At 59.5% G+C, this 17,461-nt stretch carries 14 protein-coding genes; 8 read left to right on the top strand and 6 right to left on the bottom strand.

Features of this window, described 5'->3' with window-relative positions; all coding sequences use genetic code 11:
- Positions 1-276: 276 nt before the first annotated feature.
- From ACK6D9_RS08805 to ACK6D9_RS08795, 3 genes are all read right to left on the bottom strand, one after another.
- Positions 277-1,068 carry an ATP-binding cassette domain-containing protein gene (locus ACK6D9_RS08805; RefSeq protein WP_412051371.1) on the bottom strand — a complete coding sequence of 264 codons (792 nt, stop codon included), beginning with the start codon at positions 1,066-1,068 and terminating at the stop codon, positions 277-279.
- A gap of 11 nt (positions 1,069-1,079) precedes the next feature.
- On the bottom strand, positions 1,080-2,408 hold the full coding sequence (locus ACK6D9_RS08800; RefSeq protein WP_322989999.1) for a sugar ABC transporter permease: 1,329 nt from the start codon (positions 2,406-2,408) through the stop codon (positions 1,080-1,082).
- Between the two features lie 149 nt (positions 2,409-2,557).
- On the bottom strand, positions 2,558-3,586 hold the full coding sequence (locus ACK6D9_RS08795; protein WP_412051370.1) for a substrate-binding domain-containing protein: 1,029 nt from the start codon (positions 3,584-3,586) through the stop codon (positions 2,558-2,560).
- Between the two features lie 362 nt (positions 3,587-3,948).
- On the opposite strand from ACK6D9_RS08795, the gene ACK6D9_RS08790 reads away from it, so the two are divergent.
- From ACK6D9_RS08790 to ACK6D9_RS08775, 4 genes are all read left to right on the top strand, one after another.
- Positions 3,949-5,178: an ROK family protein gene (locus ACK6D9_RS08790; RefSeq protein WP_412051369.1), complete on the top strand. Its 1,230-nt coding sequence runs from the start codon at positions 3,949-3,951 to the stop codon at positions 5,176-5,178.
- A 47-nt stretch (positions 5,179-5,225) separates the two neighbouring features.
- Complete coding sequence (locus ACK6D9_RS08785) at positions 5,226-6,617, top strand: di-heme oxidoredictase family protein (RefSeq protein ID WP_412051368.1); 1,392 nt, start codon at positions 5,226-5,228, stop codon at positions 6,615-6,617.
- The gene (locus ACK6D9_RS08780) at positions 6,614-8,263 is read left to right on the top strand and encodes a CRTAC1 family protein (RefSeq protein WP_412051367.1); all 1,650 of its coding nucleotides are present in this window, start codon (positions 6,614-6,616) and stop codon (positions 8,261-8,263) included. Before ACK6D9_RS08785 ends, ACK6D9_RS08780 begins: the two co-directional genes overlap by 4 nt.
- A gap of 189 nt (positions 8,264-8,452) precedes the next feature.
- Positions 8,453-9,204 (top strand): IS5 family transposase gene (locus tag ACK6D9_RS08775; protein WP_412049012.1). Its coding sequence is split into 2 segments (ribosomal slippage): positions 8,453-8,786 and positions 8,786-9,204, totalling 753 coding nucleotides; the frame shifts between segments, so codons are not numbered across the junction.
- Between the two features lie 13 nt (positions 9,205-9,217).
- Here the strand turns inward: ACK6D9_RS08775 and ACK6D9_RS08770 are convergent.
- Positions 9,218-9,952: a LuxR C-terminal-related transcriptional regulator gene (locus tag ACK6D9_RS08770; protein WP_412051366.1), complete on the bottom strand. Its 735-nt coding sequence runs from the start codon at positions 9,950-9,952 to the stop codon at positions 9,218-9,220.
- A gap of 340 nt (positions 9,953-10,292) precedes the next feature.
- Between ACK6D9_RS08770 and ACK6D9_RS08765 the strand changes: the two genes are divergently transcribed.
- Positions 10,293-11,921: a long-chain-fatty-acid--CoA ligase gene (locus ACK6D9_RS08765; RefSeq protein WP_412051365.1), complete on the top strand. Its 1,629-nt coding sequence runs from the start codon at positions 10,293-10,295 to the stop codon at positions 11,919-11,921.
- Positions 11,922-11,997: 76 nt separating this feature from the next.
- Here the strand turns inward: ACK6D9_RS08765 and ACK6D9_RS08760 are convergent, their stop codons facing one another.
- Both ACK6D9_RS08760 and ACK6D9_RS08755 read right to left on the bottom strand, forming a co-directional pair.
- Positions 11,998-13,083, bottom strand: a complete 1,086-nt coding sequence (locus ACK6D9_RS08760) for an ABC transporter ATP-binding protein (protein ID WP_412051364.1) — start codon at positions 13,081-13,083, stop codon at positions 11,998-12,000.
- A gap of 76 nt (positions 13,084-13,159) precedes the next feature.
- Entirely contained in the window at positions 13,160-13,936 is a 777-nt protein-coding gene (locus ACK6D9_RS08755; RefSeq protein WP_412051770.1) for an IclR family transcriptional regulator, read from the bottom strand.
- A gap of 389 nt (positions 13,937-14,325) precedes the next feature.
- Between ACK6D9_RS08755 and ACK6D9_RS08750 the strand changes: the two genes are divergently transcribed.
- The 3 genes from ACK6D9_RS08750 to ACK6D9_RS08740 all read left to right on the top strand — a co-directional run bounded on the left by ACK6D9_RS08750 (position 14,326) and on the right by ACK6D9_RS08740 (position 17,457).
- On the top strand, positions 14,326-15,567 hold the full coding sequence (locus ACK6D9_RS08750) for an ABC transporter substrate-binding protein (protein WP_412051363.1): 1,242 nt from the start codon (positions 14,326-14,328) through the stop codon (positions 15,565-15,567).
- A 109-nt stretch (positions 15,568-15,676) separates the two neighbouring features.
- Positions 15,677-16,609 (top strand): carbohydrate ABC transporter permease, encoded by a 933-nt coding sequence (locus ACK6D9_RS08745; RefSeq protein ID WP_412051362.1) that lies wholly within the window; start codon positions 15,677-15,679, stop codon positions 16,607-16,609.
- Positions 16,609-17,457 (top strand): carbohydrate ABC transporter permease, encoded by an 849-nt coding sequence (locus ACK6D9_RS08740; protein WP_322989246.1) that lies wholly within the window; start codon positions 16,609-16,611, stop codon positions 17,455-17,457. The genes ACK6D9_RS08745 and ACK6D9_RS08740 overlap by 1 nt, the downstream gene beginning before the upstream one ends.
- Positions 17,458-17,461: the final 4 nt, after the last annotated feature.

Here is a 17,461-nt window from a genome sequence, read left to right as displayed (position 1 = left end):
TCAATGTGTCCCGACTGATGCCTCGCCGAACTGGGAGGAGGAGGTGTTCGACGCGGCGTTGACTTGGATATGGGCCACCCAATGCTGCGATGCAATAGAAGTCCCGAAAATATTTTGATCTTCCGGTAAAACATCCGTGATCGCCAACGCCCCCCGACAGCCAATCCCTGGCTGTGAACACGAAATGGCGGATCACCCGACAGCGTCAACTAACCAAACCGAGCATGAATGGCCGTCAACGCAAAACCGGGGATCGAGGCCCCGGTTGCGATTGGTTCAGGTAGTCTGCAGGGCGCCAGGCCCAGGGATTGCGCCGGGCGGGCATTTGCCCATGATGATCATCCCCAGAACCTCATCCTTGGTGACATCGGAAGTCTTGGCGTGGCCAACCACCTGTCCGTTCTTCATGACGCTGACACGGTCGGCGAGGTCGAACACATCGTGGATGTCGTGGCTGATCAGGAAGATGCCGATGCCTTCCTTTTTCAACTGCTTGATCAGGTCACCCACCTGCTCGGTTTCCTGCGGGCCTAGCGCCGCCGTCGGCTCATCCATGATCAGGATGCGGGCGTTGAAGAGAATGGCGCGGGCAATCGCCACCGACTGGCGCTGGCCACCGGAGAGCTTGCTGACCGGCTCCTTGAAGCGCTGGAAATTCGGGTTCAACCGGCCCATCACCTTGCGTGCCTCGGCTTCCATGGCAATGTCGTCGAGCGTGCCCCAGGCGGTCTGCAGTTCGCGGCCGAGATAGAGATTGGCCGCCGCATCGACGTTATCGGCGACAGCCAGCGTCTGGTAGATGGTCTCGATGCCGTATTTTTTGGCATCGCGCGGGTTCTCGATATGCACTTCCTCGCCATTGATGAAGATCTTGCCGGCATCACGCTTGTAGGCGCCCGAAAGGATCTTGATCAGCGTCGATTTTCCCGCGCCATTGTGACCCAGCAGCGCCACCACTTCGCCCGGAAACAGATCAACCGAAGCATGGTCGACCGCCTTGATGCCACCAAAGGCGATGGAAATGTCGCGAAGTTCGACCAAGGGTGTCTTGTTCATCGTATCTGACATGTCGGGGCTCCTTACTTGGCGCTTCGGCGGTACATGGTGTCGATCCAGACGGCAACGACGAGAACTCCGCCCACCACCATCTGCTGGATCGCGGCGTCAAACCCGATCAGCACCATGCCGGTCTGCAGGGACTGCATCACGATTGCACCGAGGATCGCGCCGTAGATGGTGCCGACGCCGCCGGCAAACGAGGTGCCGCCGATCACCGCCGCAGCGATCACATAGAGTTCGTCAAGGGTGCCCAGATTGTTGGTCGCGGAATTGAGACGGGCACTGGCAATGACTGCGGACAGGCCGCACAAAAGCCCCATCAAAGCGAAGATCTTGACCGTGACCCAGCGGGTATTGATGCCGGCAAGCTCCGCAGCTTCTGGATTGCCGCCGATGGCAAACACATAGCGGCCGAAGCGGGTGCGCGAGGTCAGGAAGGTCATCAGGATACCGACACCGAACAGGATCAGCACCGGGATGGCGAAACCGTGGGAAATGAACAGCTCATTGACCGGGGTGTCGATGTTGTTGGCGGCGACATACTGTTTGACGATGCCGCGCGGCCAAGGATAGCTGTTGACCAGCATGACGAAACCGATGGTGACGCCACAGCCGACGATGCCGAGGAACATCTCTGCCCACATTGGCCGCAGCGGGAAATTGTAGCGGTTGCGCTGACGCCGGCCGACCACCAGCATGGCGACAATACCAAGACAGACCAGCACACCGACGATCCAGCTTCCGGTGGCGCCAATCGAGCCATAGGGGCCGCCACCCAAAAGCGCGAAGGTGCTGTCGACCGGAGAAATGGTCTCGCCGCGCGCCAGCAAGAACGCCGCGCCGCGCCAGACCAGCAACCCGCCGAGCGTGACGATGAAGGCGGGGATGCCGAGATAGGCAATAAGATAGCCGTGAAATGCGCCGATCGCGGCGCCAATCAACAGGCCGCAGACGACGGTGATGATCCAGATCATCGGGTGGCCGAGACCGAGATATTCGGGCAGGATCCAGACCTGCACGATGGCCATCATCATGGCCGAGAAGCCAAGGATCGAGCCAACCGACAAATCGATGTGCCGGGTGACGATTACCAACACCATGCCGGTGGCCATGACGCCGATGGAGGCGGTTTGAACCGAAAGGTTCCACAGGTTGCGCGCCGACAGGAACGAACCGCGGCCGATGACCAGCTCGCCATAGACGTGGAACCCGATCCAGATCGCCAGCAAGGCGGCGATCATTCCCAGCAGCCGGACATCAACCTCGGTCGCGCGCAGGAACTTTGTGAAGAGGCCCTCGTTTTCGACCCGGCCAGCGCCGGTTTCGGATTTTGATAGTGTTTGGCTCACCTGGACTCCCCCATCCACAAGCAATTATTGGCCGCTCCCGCAGTCCGGGTGGCTGGCAGCAGTTTGCGCCGTCCGATTTTGATCGGCAAGGCGCGACCTGCGCCGGCGAAATCTCGCCGGCGCAGGTCTTGTTCAAAATACAAGCAGGATCAGCAGCCGTTGACGCCGTCCATGGCGCCTTCACAGACCTTGTCCTTGGCAATGTGACCCGCCTCGATGACAACACCGACGTTGTCCTTGGTGATCGGGGTCGGGGCCAGGAAGATCGCATTCATCTCAACGCCCTTGGCGCCACCGGACCACTTCACGGCACCGGGGATGTCGGTCATCGCCTTGCCATCAGCAAGCATCGCGGCGATATCACCAGCAGCCTTGCCAAGTGCGCGTGCGTCTTTCCAGACCGAAACCGTCTGTGTGCCGCGGGCAACACGGTTGAGCGCTGCATGGTCACCATCCTGGCCACCCACCGGGATGTTGAGCCCCTGGGCTGCAAGCGCTGCGATCGCACCACCGGCCATGCCGTCATTTTCAGACAGAACCGCGTCGACCTTGTTGTCGGCAGCGGTGAGGATCTGTTCCATGTTCTTCTGCGCGTTGTCAGGCTTCCAGCCGTCGGTGAACGCTTCACCGACGATCTTGATCTTGCCCGCTTCAATATCCGGGCCGATGACTTCCATCATGCCTTCAAGCAGGAACAGCGCGTTCGGATCGCCCTTGTCGCCCTTGATGATGGCGTAGTTGCCTTCCGGCTGCGCGGCCTTGACGGTCTCGGCAATGATGCGTCCGACGCCCTTGTTGTCAAAGGTCAGGTAGAAAGCACGTTCATCCTCGATCAGCCGATCGTAACCGAGCACCGGAATGCCTTCGGCGGCGGCCTTGTCGACGGCGGCGCCAACAGCGCCGGAGTCAACCGACAAGATCACCAGCGCGTTTGCGCCCTGGGCGATGAGGCTTTCGACATCGGTAAGCTGCTTGGCGGCCGAGGCCTGCGCATCAGCGGAAATGTAGGTGTCGCCATTGGCTTCAATGGCGGCCTTCATGGCGGCTTCGTCGGTCTTCCAACGCTCTTCCTGGAAGTTTGACCAGGAAACGCCGATCACCATGTCCTTGGCGAAAGTTGCCGTCGACATCGTCAGCGCGATAGCCGATCCAGCCATCAAATAGATAAACGATTTCATGTTGTCCTCCCAAGGGAATTTCCTGCCGGACGGGGCCTCCCTGCCCGGTCAAAGCTCAACTGCACGAACTGCCATGAAATGTAAAGTTATTTTCTCGACAGTCGAGAAAATTAATGTCAGGGTTCCGCCACGCTGTCAACTCAGGCCGGATTGCACGGTCGGCGTCATCACTTTACGGGTCCGGTTGCGCACCCAGTCGCCTTGACGCGGAGACAAGACAGAAACCCGGGGAAAGACGCTGCAGTGCGGCTTTGACACGGGGCGTGCGGGGATAAACATGGAATAACAAGGCCCGGGAGTGGCTGTTATCCATGGCGGAGGAAACGGGAGCGGATTCAAGACATGAAGGTCCGGCGGCGAAAATGCTGACGAAATCCAGCTCGGAGTTGATCCGGCGCCAGAACCGGGCGCTGGTGCTTGCGGCGTTGCGCGAGCAGCGCGGTCAATCCCATACCGAACTGGCGATCGCCACCGGCCTTGCGTCGGCCACCGTCACCGCCATCACCCAGGAACTTGAGAGCGAACATGTTATCGAGCGCGCGGAAGCGCCGTCCGCCAAGGGGCGTGGGCGACCGAGAGTGCTGTTCAATCAGCGCCGGGCCGCCGCCTATGCAGCCTTCGTCCGCATCTCCTCCGATGTGCTTCAATACTCGATGGTGGATTATTCCGGAACGCTTATCGACCGCATTGAAGAGAAGCGCGACAACACCGGCCAGCAGGCCGAGATCTTCGTGCAAGGCATCCGCGCAGCACTGAAGAAACTTGCCGAACGTACCGGTGTGACGCGCGACACGCTGGTGGCGATCTCGATATCGTCAAAAGGGCTGGTTGCCGACGACAATGCCACGTTGCTGTGGTCCCCGGTGCTTAGCGGCCAGCAGATCAATCTGCGCGAAGCACTGGCGCCGGATTGGCGCGCCAAGGTGACCCTCAACCATGAAAGCCTGCTGGTCGCGAGCGCTCTGCACAAATCGTTGCGCAAGCAGACCGGTTTGCCGGTGCCGCGACTGGCGGCGCTATCGCTCGGTCATTCCATCGGCCTGGGCGTTGTTGATGCGGAACATCCGCAATCGCCGCAGGCCAAGGCTCCCGGATTCGGCCACATGATCCACATCCACGACGGCGCGTTGTGCCGGTGCGGTTCGCACGGCTGCATCGAGGCCTATGCCGGGTTCTATGCAATTCTGCGCGCTGCCTTTGAGGTGCCACCCAACACCATTCCCGCAAGTTTTGTGCCTTTCACCGAGGTCGAGAAGATTGCCAGATTAGCGCGACGCGGCGACCGCATGGCGGAATTTGCCTTTCGCCAGGCCGGAACCGCACTTGGCAACGGATTGGCGCGGCTGGTCAGCCTGTACGGTCGTATGCCGGTTGTGTTTACCGGGCCGGGAATCCGGTTTTTCGACCTGATGCAGCCGGGGATCGATCAGGGCCTGTCGGTATCGCTTGGTATCCGAATTGAGGGCCCGCTCGAGATTTCGCTATCGCATGACGAGGAAGCCCTCGTGTTCGAAGGCCATCTCAACCGCACAATGGCGGCGATCGACCTTGAGGTGATTGCGCCGAAGATCCTGGAACAGGGGGGAACATGATGAGGAATTTGGACCGGGGCTTGCGTCTGCGGAACCATTTGGCTTTCTTGCTGGGCCTTCAACTGGCGCTGGCGGGGACGGCGCTGGCAACCGAACCATGGGCGGAGCGCACTCAGGCGCTGGGCGCGACCGGGGAGATGCCCACCGGGCGATTGTCCAAACCCGATCTTGAACGCTTAATGGCAACCGGCGAGGCCCTGTTTGCGGCGCGGTTTACCACCGAGGACGGTGTCGGCCGTCCGGAAGCAACGCAGGCGATTGACCCAACCCGGCGCAAACATGCACGCCAACAGGCGTTCATGCGCACCGCTGGACCGGATTCGGGATCCTGCGGCGCCTGCCACAACCAGCCGGTGATGGGCGGCGCCGGGGATTTCGTGGCCAACGTGTTCGTTTCCGAAGGCTTCGAAAGCGCCGACTTCGATTCACTGGATCCGCAGTTCTCCAATGAACGGGGCACCAACCACGTGTTCGGCTCGGGCCTGCTGGAACTATTGGCGCGGGAAATGAGCCGCGACCTGCAGGCAATCCGCAACACGGCGCTGTCTCAGGCGCGTGCGGACGGCAAGACCGTGCGACTGCCCCTTGAAACCAAGGGTGTGGCATTCGGCTTCATCACCGCCGAAGCCGACGGCTCGGTCAATCTCGATGAACTTGACGGCGTCGACACCGACCTGGTGATCCGCCCGTTCAGCCACAAAGGCGTGATGACCTCGCTGCGGCAATTCACCATCAACGCGCTCAACCACCACCACGGCATGCAGCCTGACGAACGGTATGGCGCACGCTGGACCGGCTCGGCGGATTTTGACGGAGACGGCAAATCCGTCGAGGTGACCGCCGCCGACATCTCGGCACTGGTTGCCTGGCAGGCGACATTGCCCGCGCCGCGGCAAGAGGTTCCTCAAATTGCCGGCTGGCCTGAGGCCGCAGTGCGTGGCGAAGTGGTACTTGGCGAACTTGATTGCGGCAGTTGCCACCGTCCTTCGCTGCCGCTGGAAAGCCTCGCCTTCTCTGATCCCGGCCCATACGATCTGGCCGGCACCCTCAACGACCGGCAAGTCGATGCGCCGGCGATTTACGATCTGGCGTTGATGGACTGGGCGGCGTCCCTGCCCCGCGACGAACAAGGCCGGGTGCTGGTGCCTCTGTTCGGCGATCTCAAACGCTATGTCATGACCGACAACCAAATCGACGCGCTCGGCAATGAATTGCTGTCGCAACGTTTTGTCGACCGCAACATTTTTCAGACGACCGAATTGTGGGGCGTCGGATCAACCGCACCCTATGGCCACCGCAATGATTTCCACAGCCTGGACGAAATCATTCTGGCCCACGGAGGCGACGCGCGGGCTTCCCGGGATGCCTATGAGGCTGCTCCCGATGCCGACAAATCCGCCTTGATTGCCTATCTCAAAACTCTGGTGATTGTCCCATGACCTATATCCGCTCCTGTCTCACGCTTGGCATCATCAGCGCTTTGTCATTCCACCAGCCCGCCCATGCGGGATCCGATTTTGCCGCGGACATCCCGACGCTGCACGAGGAGGCGATCGCTGCGGGTATCGACCACAGCTATACCGGGCCGTGGGAGTTCTTTGTTGGCGGCGGCGCGGCGAGTTTTGATTGCAACGGCGACCGGCTCCCCGATCTGCTACTGGCTGGCGGTGCCTCAGAGGCGCAATTGTACGTCAATCAAAGCCCTACCGGCGGCGCGCTGGCGTTCAAGGCCGTACAAACCGGATTGTCATCGGAAGATCTGAGCAATGTTCTGGGCGCCTACCCGCTCGACATCGACAATGACCGCCATACCGATCTGGTGCTGCTCAAACTGGGCCGCAATCTGGTGCTGAAGGGCGGGCCGGATTGCAGCTTTACCAAAGCCAACCGCGCTTTCAGCTTCGATGGAGGCCGCGCCTGGTCGACGGCGATGTCGGCGGTCTGGGAGAAGGAGGCCCGGTTTCCAACCATCGCCATTGGCAATTATGTAGACAGGTCCGCGCCGGGCACGCCGTTTGGAACCTGCGAGGCCAACCGGCTGCTGCGACCACGCGCAGGTGAGACGCCGGATTACACAGAGGCGCTGACGCTGGAGCCAGGTTACTGTGCGCTGTCGATGCTGTTTACCGACTGGAACCGCTCCGGCCAGCCCGACCTCAGGGTTACCAATGACCGGCAATATTATCGCGGCGGCGAAGAGCAACTCTGGGACGTGTCGCCGGGCCGTGCGCCCAAACTCTATTCGGCATCGCAAGGCTGGCAACGGCTTACCATCTGGGGGATGGGCATCGCCGAAACCGATTTCGACGCCGACGGCCTGCCCGAATACGCACTGACCTCGATGGGCGACACCAAGCTGCAGAAACTCGACGACGAGGCCGGTGAGGACCGGCCGATCTACCGCGACATCGCCTTCGAGATGGGCGCCACCGCACAGCGGCCCTATACTGGCGGTGACCCGAAGCCATCGACCGGCTGGCACAGCCAGTTCGCCGATATCAACAACGACACCATGACCGACCTGTTCATCGCCAAGGGCAACGTCCAGGCGATGCCGGATTTTGCCAGTTTCGACCCGGACAATCTGCTGCTCGGCGGTTTTGATGGAAAATTCCACGAGAAAGGCGATGAAGCCGGCATTGCGCTTGATACGCGCGGGCGCGGCGCGGTCGTTGAGGATTTCAACATGGACGGCATGCTCGACCTGCTGGTCGTCAACCGCGAGCATCCGGCAAGCCTGTTCCACAATCTTGGCGCGGCAACCAGCTGGGGCCACCGTCCGCTCGGCAACTGGGTCAAGATCGAACTCGACAATGGCGCCATCAACCCGGCGGCGGTCGGAGCGCTGATATCCGTGCGCACCGGCACCCGCACCCAGACCCGGCGGCTGCAGGTGGGTGGAGGCCATGCATCGGGCCAGGCCGGGTTCACACATGTCGGTCTGGGCGTATCCGAGCGCGCCACCATTCGGGTGCAATGGCCCGACGGCGAGTGGAGCCATCCCTACCGGGTGTTTGCCAACCAGCATGTGCGGATCATTCGTGGTGAAGCCAATGCGCGCTATTGGTATCCGGTCGCGGAGTAGCCATCACCACGCCTGCCAAGCCACGAGCAGAGACCGCCGGGCGTGGCACTGCGAGCGCTAGAACCAATGCATCCAAATTATCGTTCGAATGAACCCATTTGAACGCGCCATGCATTAGGGGCTGTTGACGTTCGGGATTCCCAAATCACCTGACTTCTGATTCGAGGTTGCAAACGGAGGAGAGCAACCTTGACCCGAAGAGTCCTATCCAATTCGCAATGGGCGATCATCGAACCATACTGCCTGGGTAAAACCACCGATCCCGGACAAACCGGACGTGACCCACGACTTTTCATGGAGGCAGTCCTCTGGATCGTCCGCACGGGCGCGCAATGGCGCGAATTGCCGGGTGAGTTTGGCAAATGGAATTCTGTATTCAAGCGGTTCCGCAGATGGGTCAAAGCGGATGCTTTCTATTGTATGTTCAAAGCATTAGCCTCAGACGCCGATCTGGAATACGCAATGATCGACGGTACTATCGTCAAGGTTCATCGCTCGGGTCAGGGCGCAAAAGGGGGACTCTCTGCCAGGCCATTGGACGCTCACGCGGCGGCATAACGACAAAGATACTGGCTCTGACGGATGCGCTCGGTAATCTCGTCGATTTCTGTCTGATGCCAGGGCAAGCTCATGATCTGCGCGAGACCGATGCGTTGATCAGCGGCTTGTCCGCCGGATATTTGCTGGCGGACAGGGCCTTTGACGCGGATTGGCTGCGCAATGGCCTGCTGGATCGCGGCATAACCCCGGTCATACCGCCAAAATCCAACCGGAGGTTCCCGGCAGAGTTCGACAAGGAAACCTACAAATGGCGGCATTTGATCGAAAACTACTTTGGCAAACTGAAGGAAAACAGAGGGATAGCAATGCGCTCTTGCAAAACCGACCAGAGTTTCAAAGCCTTCATCTCAATTGCCGCAACGCTCATTCACACACGGTAAACGTCAACAGCCCCTAGTCAATGAAGCCATTGCGGATCGCATAGGCCACCGCTTGGGTCCGGTTGACGGCATCTAGCTTGCGCGCGGCATTGTTGAGATAGTGATTGACCGTATGTTCCGACAGGTCGAGAATCCGGGCGATCTCCACCGATGTCTTGCCTGCCGAGGTCCAGATCAGGCACTCGCGCTCGCGCTCGGTCAGAGGCGAGTCGGCCTTTGCGGGTTTGGCTGATACGAACCGCAGCCTGTGGTGCGCGACTTGCCCGAACAAGGCGAGACCGGCCTTTTCGGTGAAGTCCATTCCCCCGCGTTTGCCAAGGAAGCAGACTGCCGCTGGCCCATGATCGGGATGATAGACCGGAACAATGAACCAGCAATCAAGATCATAATCGTTCCGGAACCCGCTCAGAGCGGTCTGATGCGCAGGTGACGTGGACAGGTCCGGACCATCGAGCCTATATTCATCCGGCGCACCAATGCCTTCCAAGGCGTCGGCCAGAGGGCAGTTCTTGGTCAAGCCGCCATCTTCATAGCGCTGCACCAGCGATGCCGGCGCGGACGTGATGATCATCATGTCGGCAAAAGTCTTCGATCCCTCATTTGAAGGGCTGGCAATGAAGAAATAACTGAATCCGTAGGCTTCTGTAATTTCCCGCAACAAGCGGAAAATGTCGAACTGTGTCGCGCATTTTTCCAATCGGCTCAGAATATCTGCCTGGTCTTTGGCAGGCTGACCGCGCTTAGTCATTTACCGCCCGGCCGATGCAGGAAAAACTTCTTCAACTCAAACATTTTAACGCCCGCGATTGGCCTGGCGACGCGACGGCCGCCTGACCTGATAGTTGAATTTTCGGGTGAACAAGCCATCCGCTTCCCTCCATAGATGTGCGCTGACTGCTGGTGGGCCGGCACCCTTCAAACTGCTCGATATTTCATCATGTACCCGCATCACCTGCAAATTCTTTGGGCAAAGCTATACCATAGACCAACGGATTCAAAATGATTGCCCACATATTTTCATATTGTGAAAACGGCAATTTGGGACATACTGCTCCAAGAGTAAAAACGTGAGACTTCAAGGGGTAAACATGCTGGGAATGATGCAAGAATGGCCGCTTCTTTGCCACAAGGTGATTGATCATGCGGCGATTTATCACCGCCAGCGAGAGGTTGTTTCGCGCTCGGTGGAGGGCCCCATCCACCGAACGAATTACGGCGAAATCCACGCACGGTCGCTCAAACTCGCCCAAAGACTTGCCCGCGACGGGATAGGAATCGGCGACCGGGTTGCAACCATGGCCTGGAACACCTGGCGGCACATGGAAACCTGGTACGGCATTCTCGGCGTTGGCGCGGTCTACCACACGCTCAATCCACGGCTGTTTCACGATCAGATCACTTGGATCATGAACGACGCAGAAGACCGGATGCTGTTTGTCGACCTCACCTTCATCAAGCTTGTTGAGGCCATCGCCCCAAAGGTGCCGAGTCTGGAGCGAATCGTCATTCTGACCGACGACGCGCACATGCCCGAAACCTCGCTTGCCAACGCGGTATCCTATGAAAGCTATATCGCCGAAGCCGATGGCGACTTCGTCTGGGCCGAGTTCGACGAACGCACCGCGGCGGGAATGTGCTATACATCGGGCACCACCGGAGCCCCCAAAGGTGTGGTCTATTCCCACCGGTCGAACGTGCTGCACGCCATGACCGCAATGCAACCGGACATGCTCTGCCTGTCATCGCGTGACCGGTTGATGCCGGTGGTGCCGCTGTTTCATGCCAATGGCTGGTCGACCGCGTTTTCCGGGCCGATGTCGGGTTGCGCGATGATCATGCCCGGCGCCGGGATGGATGGGCAATCGATCTATCAATTGCTCACCGAAGAAAAGGTGACCATCACCGCGGCCGTACCGACAGTGTGGCTGATGTTGTTGCAGCACATGGAAAAGGAAGGCGGAAAATTGCCGGACCTGAACCGTGTCGTGATTGGCGGCTCGGCCTGTCCGCGCGCGATCACCCAGGCGTTTCAGGACAATTACGGCGTTGAGGTGATCCACGCCTGGGGCATGACCGAAACCAGCCCGCTGGGCACGCTGTGCTCGGTGAAACCGGAATATCAACACCTGGAGGGCGAGGCGAAACTCGACCTGCAGACCAAGCAGGGCCACCCGCCCTTCACCGTCGAGATGAAGATCACCGACGACGAGAACAACGAGCTACCTTGGGATGGCACCACGTTCGGGCGCCTCAAGGTTCGCGGACCGGCGGTATCGTCGGCTTATTACAAGGAGCGTGGGGCCGAGTTGTTCGACACGGAAAACTGGTTTGATACGGGCGATGTCGCCCATGTCGACCAGTATGGCTACATGCAAATCACCGACCGCGCCAAGGACGTGATCAAATCGGGCGGCGAGTGGATCTCGTCGATAGAAATCGAAAACCTGTCGGTAGGCCACCCCGACGTCGCGGAAGCCGCGGTCATCGGCGTCGCCCATCCGAAATGGGACGAACGGCCGCTGCTGGTGATCGTGGCCAGGGAAGGAAAGTCGCCGTCCAAACCGGATCTGCTCGGCTTTCTTGAAGGCAAGATCGCCAAATGGTGGATTCCTGATGATGTCGTGTTCGTCGATGAAATCCCGCACACCGCAACCGGCAAGATCCAGAAGACAACCCTGCGCGAGCAGCTCAAGGACTACCGTTTGCCAACCGCATAAACGGCTTCAAGGCACAAACAAAAGGCCCAGGGTCCAGACCGGATCCGGGCCTTTTCTGTCATCGATCACACCACGCTCAGCGCAGGCGCAGACCGGATTGCGCATCGAATAGAAAGGCGCGCGCGGGATCAAAACCGGTCCTGAGAGCTTCGCCTTCACGCGCATCACGGTTGTCGCGCAGCTCGATGGTGAGCGGCAATTCCATGTCTGAGCGGGAATAGGCAAACGACGATCCGCCGAGATGTTCGATGACATCGATCAGCATCGAGACCTTTACGCTGCCAGCGGGATCGAAATGCTCCGGCCGGATGCCGAGCTGCAATTTCGTGCCCGGCTTGGGGTGTTTGCCGCGAATGGTCATCGGCACCTCGATTCCGTCGAGATCGTCAAGCCGCACGGTCAGGATTTCGCCGTTGGAGCTGACCACTGACGCCGGCAGGAAATTCATTCGTGGCGAACCGATGAAGCCGGCAACGAAAGAATTGTCCGGATCATCATAGAGCGTCAGCGGCGATCCGGTCTGCTCGATTATGCCTGCGCGCAGCACCACGATCTTGTCGGCCAGAGTCATGGCTTCGACCTGATCATGGGTCACGTAGATCATGGTGGCGCCGAGTTCCTTGTGCAGCTTGGCGATTTCGAGGCGCATCTGCACCCTGAGTTCGGCGTCGAGATTGGACAACGGCTCGTCAAACAGGAAGACTTCGGGCTGGCGAACGATGGCGCGACCGATGGCGACCCGCTGACGTTGGCCACCCGACAGTGCCTTGGGCTTGCGCTGCAGCAGCGGATCGAGATGCAGGATAGCCGAAGCGCGGCTGACCCGCTCCTTGATCTCGGCTGCCGGATGCCCGGTCATCTTCAGACCGAACCCCATGTTTTCCTCAACCGTCATATGCGGGTAAAGCGCATAGGACTGGAACACCATGGCGACGCCACGGTCGGCCGGTTCAACGTCGGTGACATCCTGGCCGCCGATCGACAATGTGCCGCTGGTGGTTGCCTCGAGCCCTGCAACCAGCCGCAACAATGTCGATTTGCCGCAGCCGGACGGGCCGACAAATACTGTGAACTCACCATCGTCGATGTCCAGATCCACACCGTGGATGACTTTGACGCTGCCGAAAGACTTCTTCACCTGACGTAATTCAAGTCCTGCCATGACTCTCCCTTTCAAATCTCCGGTCACCCCGGTTTATGGCGACCTTGCGATCACCCTTCATTTTCCACCCAGGCATTCATGTCCGCGGCCCCAGCCGTGCGCCCATGTCCTCCATCACAGCCTTGGCGGTATCGCGTACCAGCCCTGCCCAGCCTTCCAGCGTTGCCGCCGGAATCCGGTAGGCCGGACCGGTGACCGAGACGCCGCCGACGAAACTCCTGTCGGCCGAATATATCGGCGCCGCGACGCAACGAATGCCCGGCTCATGCTCCTCGCGGTCATAGGCATTGCCGCATTGGCGGATCGTTTCAATCTCGTTCATCAGCGCTGCCGGTGTTGTCAGCGTACTGTCGGTGAAACGGTGAAACTTGATGGTGGCGATGATGGCCTTAACCTCGGCCTCAGGCAGTGCCGACATCGCCGCCTTGCCAACACCAGTGCAGTAGACCGGCGACGCATTGCCGATCTGCGAATACATGCGCACGGCCTGACGGCTTTCGACCTTGTCGAGATAGATCACCTCGTTGCCGCGCAGCACGCCCAGATGCACGGTTTCGCCGGTGAGATCGTGCAGGGCTCGCAAATGCGGTTCGGCGATGGCTCGGAATTGATTGCCGGCCCAGGCTTTGGCGGCGAATTTAAGCAGGCGAATGCCGACGGAATAGGCATGGTCGCGCCCCAATGACAGCAACCCCTCCTCGACCAGATTGGAGAGTTGCCGGTGCAAGGTGCCGCGCGGTTGGTCGGAGACGGCGAGAATATCGGTAAAGCGCATCGGCTCGTCCGAAGACGCGACGATATCCAGCACCGAAATTGCCTTGCCGAGCGTCCCGGTATCCGCCCGGCCGCGCACAGGCCGGTCAGCTTGTGGGCCGGAATTACCCGACGCGGCTTTCGCCTTGTTTCCCTGATCCTTCACATTTCCTCCCCTGTTTCCCAACAGCACCTCATTGCCGCAACCGGGAAACCGTCTGACTTCAAGAAGTTAAGCCTGCGCGATGACGCCTGCTCGCTTCAGTTCGGCGCCTGCGGTGGCCATGCAGCCACTTTTTGCACCTTGACAATCCCTACACCATAGATTGATAATTCTAAATAGTCAAATTGAGTTCCATTTAATGGAACATAAATTGACGCTGTCGGGGTGGTCTTGGAGGATTACCCGCCCGGCAGGTGGAGCGACCGCGCTTGCGGTGCCGACACCCAAGGGACGGCAGTTTGGTCAACCTCTGGGAGGATATCTGAATGAAGCTTTCACTCACATCGACGCTTCTTGGCTCCGCTGCCCTTGCTCTCGTGGCAACGCAGGCAATGGCCGAGCAGCGCACACTGAAATATTACGCCGACTTCGACCCGGCGCCGCTCGCGGCCTTCGAAGCCGTGATCGCGGATTTTGAAGCCGCCAACCCCGACATCGACGTTATTCTGCAGAACTTCGACCATGAGGGCTACAAGACATCGATCCGCAACTTCCTGACCGCGGATTCACCGGATCTGGCCAACTGGTATGCTGGCAACCGCATGGCGCCCTTCGTCAACTCGGGTCAGTTTCAGGATGTTTCCGACGTCTGGGCAGACAATAATCTGGGCGAGACACTGGCCTCGGCCAAAGGCTCGATGACCATCGACGGCAAGCAGTGGGGCATCCCCTACACCTATTATCAGTGGGGCATTTACTACAACAAGGACGTCTACAAGCAGGTCGGCGTCGAGGTTCCCACCACCTGGGCCCAGTTCATCGACAATTGCGCCAAGTTCAAGGAAGCCGGCATTGATTGCCTGACCACCGGCACCAAGGCGCTGTGGCCCGGAGCCGGCATCTTCGACTACATGAACCTGCGTACCAACGGCTATGATTTCCACATGGAACTCACCGCCGGCAAGGTGGCCTGGACCGACGACCGCGTGAAGAACACCTTCGCGGAATGGGCCAAGCTGGTCGAGCCCGGTTACCTGACCGCCAACCACGCAGCACTTGAATGGCAGGACGCTGCGACGCTGCTGGTTCAGGGCAAGGCCGCCAACTATGTCATGGGCAACTTTGCCGTGGCCGTGTTCAAGGACGGCGGCATGACCAACGATACGCTCGGCTTCATGACATTCCCGGAAATCACCCCGGGCATTCCGCGCGGCGAAGAAGCGCCGACCGACACCGTCCACATTACGGCCGGCGCCAAGAATGTTCCCGACGCCAAGAAGTTCCTCGCATATCTTGCTCAGGCAGACGTCCAGACCAAGGTCAACGAGGCTCTCGGCCAATTGCCGATCAACAATCAGGCAAAGGTCGGCGACGATCCGTTCCTGCAAGCCGGGTTCGAGATGCTTTCGACGGCTGACGGCGGCATCGCCCAGTTCTTCGACCGCGACGCACCGGCCGAAATGGCCAAGATCGGCATGGAAGGCTTCCAGGAATTCATGGTCAAGCCGGAGAACGTCGACAAGATCCTGGAACGCCTCGAAAAGGCGCGTGGACGTATCTACAAATAGGACAAACGGCCGGGCGGCCCTCTGATCGCCCGGTCGCTTCTATACGGCCTGACGAGACCGGCGGCGGATTGTAGCGTACGCACGACCGGCTGCGCACTGGGAGGTAGTCATGACGGGGTCAGCAACAACGGCAATCGCCGGCACCAACAAACGCAAGGTTGGTGTCTGGAAGAAAAACCAGCGAGCGCTGGCGCCATGGATCTTTCTCGCCCCCGGCATTGCAATGTTCGCGCTCTATGTCATCTACCCGATCATCGCCTCGATGTGGCTGAGCTTTTACGACTGGGACGGCCTGGGCACCAAAACCTGGCTGGGCCTTCAAAATTACGTCGAATTGGCCGATGACGAAGCGTTCTACACCTCGCTCAAGAACAACATCATCTGGCTGGCGCTCTATATGCTGGCGGTTCCCGCCGGGCTGTTCATCGCGCTGTTTCTGAACCAGACGGTCACCGGGATCCGCATTTACAAATCGCTTTTCTTCTTTCCTTTCGTCATCAGTCAGGTCGTCGTCGGCCTGATCTTTTCCTGGTTCTACGCCCCCAATTTCGGGCTGTTCTACAATCTGATCGAGTGGGTTACCGGCACCGGCGTCGCAGTATTGGCGGACGACCGTTACGTGACCTACGGCATCATCGTCGCCGGCCTCTGGCCGCAGATCGCCTATTGCATGATCCTGTATCTGACCGGGCTCAACAATGTGGCGCCAGACCAGGTGGAAGCTGCACGGCTCGATGGCGCCAAGGGCTGGAAGATGCTCTGGCATGTCATCCTGCCGCAGCTCAGGCCTGCCACCTTCATCGCCGTGGTGGTTACCGTGATCGGCGCGCTTCGCTCGTTCGACCTGGTGTCGATCATGACCGATGGCGGCCCCTATGGCTCCTCCAGGGTGCTGTCATTCTACATGTATGAACAGGCGCTCTCGGAATATGGCTACCGGATGGGTTACGGCGCCGCGATTGCCGTCATCCTGTTCGCCATCATGATGATTTTCATCTCCGGCTTTATCTGGAAGATGATCCGCGACGAAAGGGGCGTGTGATGTTTCCCATAGCCATCGAAAAAACCTCTCCGTCGATCCAGCTCCTCTACAAGCTGGCGCTGCCCGTTGCCCTGATCCTGTGGCTGCTGCCGTTGCTTGGCGTCGCCATGACGTCGCTCAAACCGTCGAGCGACCTGGCTGCCGGCAATTATTTCGGCTTGCCGAGCTATCTCGCCTTCTCGAACTATGCCGACGTGTTCAACAATTCGCCGATCGGCAGCTACATCCTGAACTCGTTCAAGGTGACCATTCCAACGGTCATCGGAGCGGTGGCGATTTCCTGCCTGTCCGGCTTTGCGCTTGCCGTTTACCGCTTCAAGATGAACCTGGTGATCTTCTTCCTGTTCGTGGCCGGCAATTTCGTGCCGTTCCAGATCCTGATGGTACCGGTGCGCGACCTTACCGTCTCAACCGGGCTCTACAACACGATCACTGGCCTGGCGCTGTTTCACATCGCCTTCCAGTCGGGGTTCTGCACCTTGTTCATGCGAAACTTCATCAAGGGGTTGCCGTTTGAACTGATCGAATCCGCGCGCGTCGAAGGGGTCTCCGAGTTCCGCATCTTCTGGTACATCGTGGTGCCATTGATGCGGCCGGCAATCGCGGCGTTGTCGGTGCTGATCTTCACCTTCATCTGGAACGACTATTTCTGGGCTACGGTACTGACCACCAGCGCCGAGACCCAACCGGTCACCGCCGGGCTCTATTCGCTCAACGGGCAATGGATCGCGCAATGGCAACTGGTGTCTGCCGGATCAATCATCGCCGCCATGCCGCCGGTACTGATGTTCTTCCTGATGCAGAAGCATTTCATTGCCGGCCTGACGCTTGGCGCCACGAAAGGTTAGTTCA

The sequence above is a fragment of the Hoeflea sp. Naph1 genome, assembly GCF_046837775.1.
In the GTDB taxonomy this organism is placed as follows: Bacteria; Pseudomonadota; Alphaproteobacteria; order Rhizobiales; family Rhizobiaceae; genus Hoeflea.
The sequence above is the reverse complement of the archived record's forward strand: the minus strand, read 5'-3'. Positions and strand labels throughout refer to the sequence as shown.